The sequence below is a fragment of the Neobacillus drentensis genome (assembly GCF_036962765.1).
GTDB lineage: Bacteria > Bacillota > Bacilli > Bacillales > Cytobacillaceae > Neobacillus > Neobacillus drentensis_C.
In genome coordinates, this window is record NZ_JBALOS010000338.1 from 1 (window position 1) to 10,300 (window position 10,300).

The following is a 10,300-nucleotide window of genomic DNA, read 5'->3' on the forward strand; positions in this document are numbered from 1 at the left end:
AAACGAACGGACAGGATCTAAGATCCTGTCCGTTCGTTTTATTTTATGAGCGTTTTTTTACGAATTCTTGAACCATTTCACCCGTAACGTTTTTTCTTGTTGGGATGAAACGCAAGTTGATTTTATTAATACTATTGGTAACTGCATTTATTTTATCAGTTGAAAAGGGTTTGCCTTGTTTACATAACTCAATCGCTTCTTCGATATATTGTTCGCGTTGTTGATCGAGCGCTAAGAATTTTTGATAGGTTTCATGTTGATTTGCCGCATGTTTAATTAAATCTTTATGTACACTCATGATTTCACTCCTTAAAAAATTAACTTAATCCATCATACCATATTTGAAAGGGGAAGAGGGTATCGATAATGGAAGAGGAAAATGTATATCAGATTCCCTCAAAAAAATAAGATTTGCTACGAATGTATATAAGTATCTCAAAAAGGGTGGAATACTTCCCCTTTTCTATCATAATGGATACTTTTTCAAGTGTAATGTCTATGAAAACCAACTCTGATTAAACTATACGCGGGAGAGAAGATGAATGTCAGAAGAAACGTATCAATATCGACAGGAACGGAAACAAGCTGAAAAAACAAGACAAAATCAACAGAGACGTAATAAATCAAGCAAAAAAGTATCCTGGCTAAAGAGAGGAATCATTGCCTGTTTGGTGCTTGGAATTGCTTTAACAGGAGCGGGAGCTATTACGTTCGCTACTATGATTAAGGAAGCTCCAAAATTAGATTCTTCAAAATTAATAGATCCGCTTTCGACGAAATTCTATGATAAAAACGGAAAGTTTATCTATGAATACGGAAAAGAAAAACGGACAAAAATTACGTATGATCAAGTTCCAAAAGTGTTGGAACATGCATTTATTGCAACCGAAGACGCACATTTTTATGAACACCATGGAATCGACATAAAACGTACCGCTAAAGTGATTTTTGTGAACTTAACTGGGAACTTCGGATCTCAGGGCGGTAGTACCATTACACAACAGGTAATCAAAAACTCATTTTTGACTCCTCAGAAAACAATAAAACGTAAAGTGCAAGAATGGGACTTGGCGTATCAATTGGAACAAAAATATTCAAAACAAGAGATATTAATGATGTATTTAAACAAGATCTATCTCGGTAACCGTTCTTATGGGGTTGCGGCAGCAGCGAATAATTATTATGGGATAGAAGCAAATGATTTGAAGAAATTGACACTTCCACAGGCGGCCATGATAGCAGGTTTGCCACAAAGTCCCAATAATTATGATCCGTCTAAACCAGAAAACAAAAAAGCAGCAACAAAAAGACGTAACCTTGTCTTGATTTCAATGCATAATCAAGGATATATAACAGAAGAACAAATGAAGGAAGCAATGAAAGTCCCAGTAACAAAGGGAATTGTACCTAGGAAAAGTCAACAGAGCATGGTTTATGAAGCCTTTTTAGATGCGACTGTAAAAGAGGTGGAAAGTAAGTTAAAGGGTATTGACATCGGCAATGATGGACTATCGATTTATACCACTTTGGACCCTAAAGCACAGGATTATGCGGATAAGTTGATGAACACAAATGATATTATCGCCTATCCAAATGATAGATTTCAGGGAGCCTTCGTATTTTTAGATACAAAAACGGGTGAAGTCAGAGCGATTGGAAGCGGGAGAAATGACTATAAAGCTGCATTCCGAGGCAACAACTTTGCGATTACTCTGAAACGTCAACCTGGTTCTTCATTCAAGCCGATTTTTGATTATGGTCCTGCGATTGAATATTTAAAATGGTCCACTGGTCATCAAATTAATGATCAGCCGACAAATTATTCAACCGGTCAGTCTATTTCTAACTGGGATCATCAATATCACGGTACGATGTCAATACGGAAAGCACTGCAATATTCATACAACATCCCTGCACTTCTCACGTTGCGAGAGGTAGGAATGGAAAATGCAAAGAGTTTTGCAGAAAAGCTTGGTATAACTTTTCCTAACAACCAAGTATATGAATCCTATGCGATCGGAAGTAACACGGTAAACCCACTGAAAATGGCGGGAGCTTACAGTGCTTTTGGAAATGAAGGAATATACAACAAACCTCATTTTGTCCAAAAAGTTGTTTTCCCTGATGGCAAGAAAGTTAGCTTCACGCCGAAGCCGAAGCGTGTTATGCATGATTACACTGCCTATATGGTGACGGATATGTTACACACAGTCGTAAACGAGGGGACAGGAACAGCAGCAAACTCCTCTGGATTGAATATTTCTGGAAAAACAGGAACAACCAATTTTGATGAACAGACACGCATTAGATTTGGATATCCTTCCAATGCAACAAACGATAGCTGGTTTGCTGGATACACACCGCAATATACGATGGCGGTTTGGACAGGATATACCAATAATGGTATTGGGAATTACATGGTTGGCGAACCATCGAAAATTTCGCAGCTAATTTTTAAAAGGATGATGGTGGCATTTGCAACGGACACGTCTGGTTTCGAGCAGCCAAATAGTGTATATAGAGTGAATAACGAGCTGTATATAAAAGGTGTCGGATCTACTGATGTTCCACCAAAGATTAAAAGTCACAATGTAAACAAACATCCTAATAATAATGGAAATAATGAGGAAAAGAAACAAAGGAAAGAAGAAGAGAAGCGTAAAAAAGAAGAAGAAAAACATAAAAAAAAGGAAGGGAATCATAAAAAAGAAAAGCATAAACATGGATAATAGGTATATTTTTCATACCATCGTTCCTTCATAGCTAAGTGGCACAAAAATGTCTAGTTTCACAGACTTTTTTGTGCCACTTTTTTATAAAAATATGGAGTTCTTATTCAAAATACCATTTACTATTTAATGCCACTTACAAAAGGAATGTTCTTCTAGTTGAGTTCTTATTTATAGATTCCTCTCTAACAAAATCCCTACTTGTTCTGCCATTTCATGAGGTGGATAAGGCATTTCATTCGTAATCCACCATTCTACAATCCCTGCGTAAGACGTCACAATAAATTGAAGAACAACATCTTCATTTAATCCTTGATTTCTTCCTTTTGTAATATTCACTTCATCCTTGAACTCTTCGATAAGAAACTCAACGAACTTGCTCCGAAAAGAAGGGGCTCCTTTACTTGCTAACATCGTTGAAAAAAATAAATAGTTACTTTTAAGGTATTCGAACCAGGGCAGATTCGCATCTTTATAATCCAGTTCAGCTGCCGATTCGCACATTTCGCGTAGTTCGTTAATATGTTCTTCGATGAGCTTTTCAAGTAGATCAAATTTATCCAAGTAATGAAGATAGATGGTTCCTCGACTAACATTTGCCCTGTCGGAAATATCCTGTATCGTAATGTCATCAAATTTTTTTTCAGCCATCAGCTCAATAACAGCTTTTTTGATTGCTTCTTGTGATTTGAGTATCCTTCTATCTACTTTAGACAATGTGAGGGTCACCAAACTTTCTTAAAGATAATTAACAATTTTAATTGATTTGTTCACTAATGAACACATTCTGTACATTTAACAATTGTAAGTACTCTGTTTCTGTTTATAATTATAGACAGATGTTCACTAATATATCAACGTTTATTATGTTTTAGACAGCTGGATAGAGTGAAATCGATTAAGGTGCTTCTTAATATTTTTTAGATTCCAAGAAAGGATTGAGTAATCTCATATGTGTAATAATCATAAAAACCTAATGGCCCGTGTTCTAAGTGTCCCAAGTGCAAAGGCACCATTTGAAAAGACTACGATTGAGCGGAGAGAATTAGAGCCAAACGACATCTTAATAGATATTAAGTATACTGGTATTTGCCACTCCGACATTCACAATGCATTCGGCGAATGGGGCGGTGGAATCTTCCCAATGGTTCCTGGTCACGAAATCGCAGGAATCGTGGCAGCAGTAGGTACTGAAGTCACAAAATTTGCTGTTGGGGATCGCGTTGGCGTTGGATGCTTTGTTGACTCATGCGGAGAATGTGAATACTGCCTTAAAGGTGAGGAGCAATTTTGTACGAAAGGTGTGATCAACACCTATAATTCTATCGACTTCGATGGTAATCCAACATACGGAGGATATAGCCAAAAAATCGTGGTAAAAGAAGGATTTGTTGTCCGTATTCCAGACGCTCTTGATTTAGATGTGGCAGCACCGCTATTGTGTGCAGGTATCACCACGTACTCTCCATTGAAAAATTGGAACGTAGGCCCAGGTACAAGGGTTGCCATCGTAGGGATGGGAGGTCTCGGCCACGTTGCAATCCAATTTGCACATGCCATGGGTGCTGAAGTAACTGTCTTGAGCCGATCTATTAATAAGGAAAGTGAAGCCTTTAGTATTGGTGCAGATCATTACTTTGCAACAAGTGATCCTGTTACATTCACAGAATTGACCGGTCGTTTTGACCTCATCTTGAACACAGTATCTGCAAATCTAGATGTTAATGCGTATTTATCCTTGCTTCGCGTAGATGGAACACTTGTCAATGTCGGCGCACCTGCTGAGCCAGATCAATACCATGTATTTTCTTTAATCATGGGTCGGCGCAGCATTGCCGGATCACTCGTAGGTGGAATTCGTGAAACACAAGAGATGCTTGATTTTGCCGCTGAGAACGGTATTGTTCCTAAAATTGAAGTAATCGGTGCAGACGATGTTGACGAAGCATATCAGCGTGTCCTCCGTAGTGATGTACGTTATCGATTCGTTATTGACATCGCTACATTGTAAATCGTAAAGATGCTTTCCATCATCTTAAATTGGCTCTAATGAAGATGGGTTAGCCAAATCAATTGGTTGACCCATCTTTTGTTTCTTGCTTTTGCCATTGAAGAACCTTCTGATGTCATTTAAAAAGTGAACTAAGAAAAGACTAGGACTACTGAATACGAATAAAGGAGGAGTGACAATGACTAAAGAATATGAAATCGGGGCTGCGGCTAATCCCGAATCCCATTCGCATCGTACGGCTGTGCTTGTGATCATTCTTGCCAGCTACTTGATGATCGTACTCGACATATCCATCACAATCACCGCACTTCCGAAACTCCACCACGACCTCAGCTTCTCGGCCACCGGGCTCTCATGGGTACAGAACGCCTATACGCTCGCCTTTGGCGGATTGCTATTGCTTAGTTCTCGTGCCGGCGACATTATAGGCTTGCGCCGCATGTTCATCGTCGGAGTAGCGGTCTTTACAGTCGCATCGTTTGCAATTGGCTTGTCCCATTCCGCCTCTTGGTTGATTAGCAACCGTGTTTTGCAGGGGATAGGCGCATCGTTCCTGGCTCCTTCGACGCTGGCCCTCCTGACAGCGAATTTTCCTGAAGGCCACGAGCGCACACGAGCGGTCTCATACTATGGTGCAGTTGCCGGGATCGGGGCAAGTATCGGACTACTGCTTGGCGGCATCTTCACCTACTGGATCTCCTGGCGCGCAGGTTTCTTCATCAATGTGCCTATTGGGATTATCATGATACTTGCGGCGCCACGCTACATTGCCGAGACTGAAACGCGCTCGGGGCGGTTTGACCTGGCAGGAGCTGTGAGCTCAACCATAGGCATGACTGCACTTGTCTACGGAATTGTTCACTCTGCGGACGCCGGCTGGAACAGCCTTGTTACGGTCACGGCACTTACGGCTGGTGTCCTTCTGCTTGCATTCTTCGTTTTCAACGAGTGGCGTGCGGAGCAGCCCATCATGCCGCTGCGCCTGTTCGCGAACCGCGAGCGCGTTGGTGCCTACATAGGACGAATCCTTTTCCTCGGCGCCATGATGGGATTTTGGTTTTTCATCACCCAGTTCCTACAAGGAGTAAGTAACTATAGCCCACTTGAGGCCGGCCTCGCATTTCTACCGATGACGGTGGCTAACTTCGTAATGGCTATCTCTGTCCCGAGGTTTACGCGGCGGTTCGGCAACCCGCGTCTGCTTGCCGCTGGCGTTACACTAACGATGATCGGGATGTTCTTGCTTAGCCGGCTTTCAACTGACACCAACTTCCTTACTGGGATCGCGTTGCCGATGATCCTAATCGGCATTGGCCAAGGTGGTTCTCTTGGCCCCCTTACCGCGTCAGGTATTTCTGGTGTTGGCTCAAAAGACGCCGGTGCCGCTTCCGGCCTTGTCAACGTTGCCCATCAACTTGGCGGTTCCCTTGGACTCGCTATCCTTGTAACGGTATTTGCGGCCGCTGGCTCATCCACCGTTGACGACCGGAATTTACTTGCACACCGTATTTCGACCTCACTCACTGTTGGTACGGCTATGCTTATGCTTGCTCTCGTTGTCGTTATTACACTAATTGTCCGATCTCGTAAGACCGTTGAATTAAAGAGAAGTTGATTAAGATATATACATTTTATATTGCTTCAGTTATGAACTTTGGGGCAGTATTGTCTTTCAAAGCAATAGTGGTAAGAGAAAAACTACAGGTACTTCTTCGCTCAAAAGCAGGCAGATCAGGCAGCCGCTAATCGCCTTTATCTTTCTGTATGCCGTTAATACCATTAACGGTATCAACACGCCGCTGTTTATTGTGAATGAGCTTCATGGTACACATTCGGATGTGGGATTAGTGGTTAGTGTATGTGCTGGTTTGGAAATTCCTATAATGCTTTTGCTGGGTGCTATGGGCAGAAAGATATCAAACCATACCTTGATGATTATCGGCTGTATAATCGCTGTTTTCTATTACACAATCTTAAGTGTATCCACCGATACCTGGCAGCTGATCGCAGCGCAGCTTTTTCAGGCAACGTTTGTGGCTATTGTCATGGGCAATGGGCTGAGCTATTTTACGGATTTACTGCCAAATTCACCAGGGCTATCCGCAACCATTTATTCCAACGGATCCACCATTGGAAGGTTAGTGGGGAATTTGGGAGGCGGTAGCATCGCCCAGTTTGCAGGTTTTCGCAATGTTAATTGGGTCTGTCTGGCCATTGTAATTTTCGCATTTTTAATCTTATGGAGAATAAGACCTCATTATGAAATGGATGTGGCCACGGGGCATTCTCAGTCCTTGTAGTCAAAGTATGAGTCTAAAAACAAACAATCCCCTCGAAATGGGGATTGTTTGTTTTTTTAGATACTAGGTTACCTATAAACACTGGTGATATAAATAATAATATAGAGAAAATCCCGAAAATTAAGGGTTTCTTAAGATTCACCCAATAAAATGGGAACCAGTTAAGGTTAATGCTTAATTTTGGAGGAATATAATCTATGAAAAAGAATTATACAAAAAGTGTACTGGATTTGATGATGGCCATCACTTTTGTGTTACTAATGAATCCAAGTGTATTAAACGGTTTACCGTTTCATGAAATTGCTGGACTGATAATTGGAGTAGCTATTCTTATACACATCGGATTGAACTATCGCTGGGTCGTTAATACAACAAATAAGATTTTTGACGCAAAACTTCCAAAAAAAACACGATTTAGTTATTTGTTAAACATACTGCTTTTAATTTCGATGGCTGCCGTCATTATTACTGGTATTTTAATTTCGAGGGTTGTGCTTCCAAGTATCGCAATACAAGGGGGGCATTCGATTCGTGGTATCCACGGTTTCTCTGCGGACGCAACACTTGCATTAGTGGGTCTTCACATAGGGGTACATTGGCAATGGGTAATGAGTATCTGTAAAAGAGCGTTTAAATCAAAGAAAGGAAAACTTAGGAAGGGTGTTATTGGATCAGTAATTCTATCCATCTCCATATTGGCAGGTGGAATTCAATGGTTTTCCTCAACAGCTTCTGCAAATTCTATTGTTTTTAAGCAGGAACAAATGCAACCAAATGGTCAGTCATCTAATGCAAACATTGGGAATACAATCAATACACAGCAAGGACCGCAAAACGGAGACTTTCGTGAAGGGAAATTTCATGGAAAAGATGGACATGGCGGAAGCAGCAACCCGTTTCTCGTTGTTCTTAACTATTTTGCGATTTGGGGAGCAATTATTATTCCAACTTATTATCTGGAAAAGAGAATCTTAAGGAAAAAGCGTAGAACAAGAGATGTTCAACCTCAAGTATCATAAACTTGGAAAGTACATTTCAATTTTTTGAAGATAGGGGCGATGCCTTGAAAGCATCGCTTTTTTATGTTTTTCAGTTGATGGAACTATACAATCCTACCCTAAACTTTCTAAAAGATAATTAACAATTTTTATTGATTTGTTCACTAATAAACAAATCCTGTTCAATTAACCATTGTAAGCATTTTATACACATTTATAATTATAGACAGGTGTTCATTAAAGTATCAATGCTCATTTTTAATAGTAGCTGGATATGGGAATCAATGTACATCCTAATCATTAAATGTAATAAGAAAGGATTGTGTCCTTATGTGCAAAAATCATAAAAACAACACAACCCGTGTACTCGTATTCTGAGTGCAAAAGCACCATTTGAACAAACAACAATAGAAAGAGGAGATTTACGACCAGATGATGAATTAATTGATATTAAGTATTGCGGTATCTGTCACTCTGATATTCACAATGCACACAATGATTTTGGTAGTGGTGTATTCCCAATGGTTCCTGGTCATCGCACTTGCTTGGGTGCTACAAAAAGACCCTATTACTTCTCCAATCGTTGGGTCTACGAAAGTATCTCACCTTGAAGATGCAGCGGCTGTTCTATCAATTATCAAAAAAAGCCGCAACCAGTAAACTTTTTCTTAAAGGGGATAGAAAAACTGGACGATGGTGGACTATGGATGAAGTATGTAATAAAAAGTGAATAATGACAAAGTTAAAGGAAACAATTGACAACTTAAAAAATTAAAAGAAAGTAGGAATTAAAACATGGCAAATGAACATTTGAGCAATAGCACAATCTTTCCATTGGGACAAAAAGTTGAAGCAAACTTTATCGGTGATGCATACTTACAAATGATATTTACTGACCCAACACCACTTAACACATCAATCGGGAATGTAACCTTTGCACCAGGAGCTCGCAATAACTGGCACTCTCATAAAGTTGGGCAAGTTTTATTAGTCACTGGTGGCGAGGGTTGGTATCAAGAAGAAGGAAAACCAGCACGCTTACTCAAAACGGGTGATGTGGTGAATATTTCGCCGAATGTAAAACATTGGCATGGTGCTACAAAAGACAGTTGGTTTGTACACTTAGCAATGACACCAGGAGAAACCGATTGGTTAGAACCTGTCGATGATGAATGCTATAATAAATTATAATTTGAAGTTAATATTTAGAAAAAATGTCGATTTTCCATAAATGGAGGTCGGCTTTTTTCTATAACTTTGTGAAGGATTGTGCTGTAGGTATATTTTCATAGATTGGAATAAACTGTATAGTAGGAATAAAACCACTTTTTAAGAGGAGAGATCTTTGTGACGGAAGGGAAATTATTTTTTCTAAAGACTCCTTAGAAAGAAATCATTTACTTAATATATAGCCCTTGATCAAGAAACTTCATAAGAGCTTTACTCTAGTATTTATTCACTAAAAAGAGAGGAGCGTCAAATATGGTGTTTGAAATAAAAGAAATCTTAGCAAAGAAAATTTTTACTGAAGCAAAGGGATATTTGGATGTTGGATTCACACATTCATTGAATCCGTATAGTGGTTGTGCGTTTTCTTGCAGGTACTGTTACGTAAGAGAAATGCCGATTCAAAGATTTAAACAAATCCCTTGGGGAGAATGGTTGGACATAAAAACAAACGCAGCAGAAAATTACCGAAATGAAATGAATAAACTTCGTAAAAAAAACCAATCTGTGAATATTTTTATGTCCTCCGCAACAGATCCTTATCAACCTATTGAACGTAAAGCAAACATTACACGGGGGATATTAGAAGAAATGATTGAAAATCCGCCTGATTTTCTTCAAATCCAAACACGAGGACCACTTATTACAAGAGATATTGATTTGTTAGTGAAATTAAAAGAAAAATGTGAAGTCCTTGTGTCTATGACAATTGAAACTGATAGAGATGATATAAGGCAGATTTTCGCTCCATATGCACCAGGAATTAAATTGCGGTTAAAAGCCTTAAAAGAAGTTCACGATGCGGGAATATCTACCCAAGCTTCGATTTCCCCAGTTTTGCCATTTACTATTGAGTTTCCAAAAGTTATGGAAGGGATCGTGGACCATATCTGGATCGATACTTTAAGCATTGGTGATGGGGCAATGGGCAAGCGTTCAGAGAGATTAGGAATGCCACAATTATTTGAAGAAAATGGACTATCGCAGTGGTATCAAAAAGATTTACATCTAAAGGTAGAAAAATATTTTAATAAA

At 39.6% G+C, this 10,300-nt stretch carries 9 protein-coding genes and 1 pseudogene; 8 read left to right on the plus strand and 2 right to left on the minus strand.

The genetic code is table 11. The features are described 5' to 3' along the window. Positions 1–43 precede the first annotated feature (43 nt). Positions 44–298 (minus strand): DUF2533 family protein, encoded by a 255-nt coding sequence (locus tag V7137_RS28805; RefSeq protein WP_218348311.1) that lies wholly within the window; start codon positions 296–298, stop codon positions 44–46. Positions 299–542: 244 nt separating this feature from the next. On the opposite strand from V7137_RS28805, the gene V7137_RS28810 reads away from it, so the two are divergent. Then, positions 543–2,729, plus strand: coding sequence for a transglycosylase domain-containing protein (locus tag V7137_RS28810; RefSeq protein ID WP_335701235.1), 2,187 nt, complete (start codon positions 543–545; stop codon positions 2,727–2,729). Between the two features lie 171 nt (positions 2,730–2,900). Here the strand turns inward: V7137_RS28810 and V7137_RS28815 are convergent, their stop codons facing one another. After that, positions 2,901–3,446 carry a TetR/AcrR family transcriptional regulator gene (locus V7137_RS28815; protein ID WP_335701236.1) on the minus strand — a complete coding sequence of 182 codons (546 nt, stop codon included), beginning with the start codon at positions 3,444–3,446 and terminating at the stop codon, positions 2,901–2,903. Between the two features lie 235 nt (positions 3,447–3,681). On the opposite strand from V7137_RS28815, the gene V7137_RS28820 reads away from it, so the two are divergent. The 7 genes and pseudogenes from V7137_RS28820 to V7137_RS28855 all read left to right on the plus strand — a co-directional run. Continuing rightward, positions 3,682–4,740, plus strand: coding sequence for an NAD(P)-dependent alcohol dehydrogenase (locus V7137_RS28820; protein ID WP_335701237.1), 1,059 nt, complete (start codon positions 3,682–3,684; stop codon positions 4,738–4,740). A 178-nt stretch (positions 4,741–4,918) separates the two neighbouring features. Continuing rightward, on the plus strand, positions 4,919–6,355 hold the full coding sequence (locus V7137_RS28825; protein WP_335701238.1) for an MFS transporter: 1,437 nt from the start codon (positions 4,919–4,921) through the stop codon (positions 6,353–6,355). A 190-nt stretch (positions 6,356–6,545) separates the two neighbouring features. Next, on the plus strand, positions 6,546–7,040 hold the full coding sequence (locus V7137_RS28830; RefSeq protein WP_420490197.1) for an MFS transporter: 495 nt from the start codon (positions 6,546–6,548) through the stop codon (positions 7,038–7,040). 197 nt (positions 7,041–7,237) lie between these two features. Continuing rightward, positions 7,238–8,059 (plus strand): DUF4405 domain-containing protein, encoded by an 822-nt coding sequence (locus tag V7137_RS28835; protein ID WP_335701239.1) that lies wholly within the window; start codon positions 7,238–7,240, stop codon positions 8,057–8,059. Positions 8,060–8,368: 309 nt separating this feature from the next. Further along, a pseudogene (locus V7137_RS28840) lies at positions 8,369–8,574 on the plus strand (alcohol dehydrogenase); the annotation flags it as partial. A gap of 259 nt (positions 8,575–8,833) precedes the next feature. Then, positions 8,834–9,229 (plus strand): cupin domain-containing protein, encoded by a 396-nt coding sequence (locus tag V7137_RS28850; RefSeq protein ID WP_335701240.1) that lies wholly within the window; start codon positions 8,834–8,836, stop codon positions 9,227–9,229. A gap of 291 nt (positions 9,230–9,520) precedes the next feature. Continuing rightward, positions 9,521–10,300: SPL family radical SAM protein (locus V7137_RS28855; RefSeq protein WP_335701241.1), on the plus strand; the 780-nt coding region annotated here is incomplete at its 3' end.

Excerpts from the sequence above, each read along its gene's own strand:
- V7137_RS28805 (WP_218348311.1), bottom strand. The coding sequence starts at position 298 with ATGAGTGTACATAAAGATTTAATTAAACATGCGGCAAATCAACATGAA.
- V7137_RS28810 (WP_335701235.1), top strand. The coding sequence starts at position 543 with ATGTCAGAAGAAACGTATCAATATCGACAGGAACGGAAACAAGCTGAA.
- V7137_RS28820 (WP_335701237.1), top strand. The coding sequence starts at position 3,682 with ATGTGTAATAATCATAAAAACCTAATGGCCCGTGTTCTAAGTGTCCCA.
- V7137_RS28825 (WP_335701238.1), top strand. The coding sequence starts at position 4,919 with ATGACTAAAGAATATGAAATCGGGGCTGCGGCTAATCCCGAATCCCAT.
- V7137_RS28835 (WP_335701239.1), top strand. The coding sequence starts at position 7,238 with ATGAAAAAGAATTATACAAAAAGTGTACTGGATTTGATGATGGCCATC.
- V7137_RS28850 (WP_335701240.1), top strand. The coding sequence starts at position 8,834 with ATGGCAAATGAACATTTGAGCAATAGCACAATCTTTCCATTGGGACAA.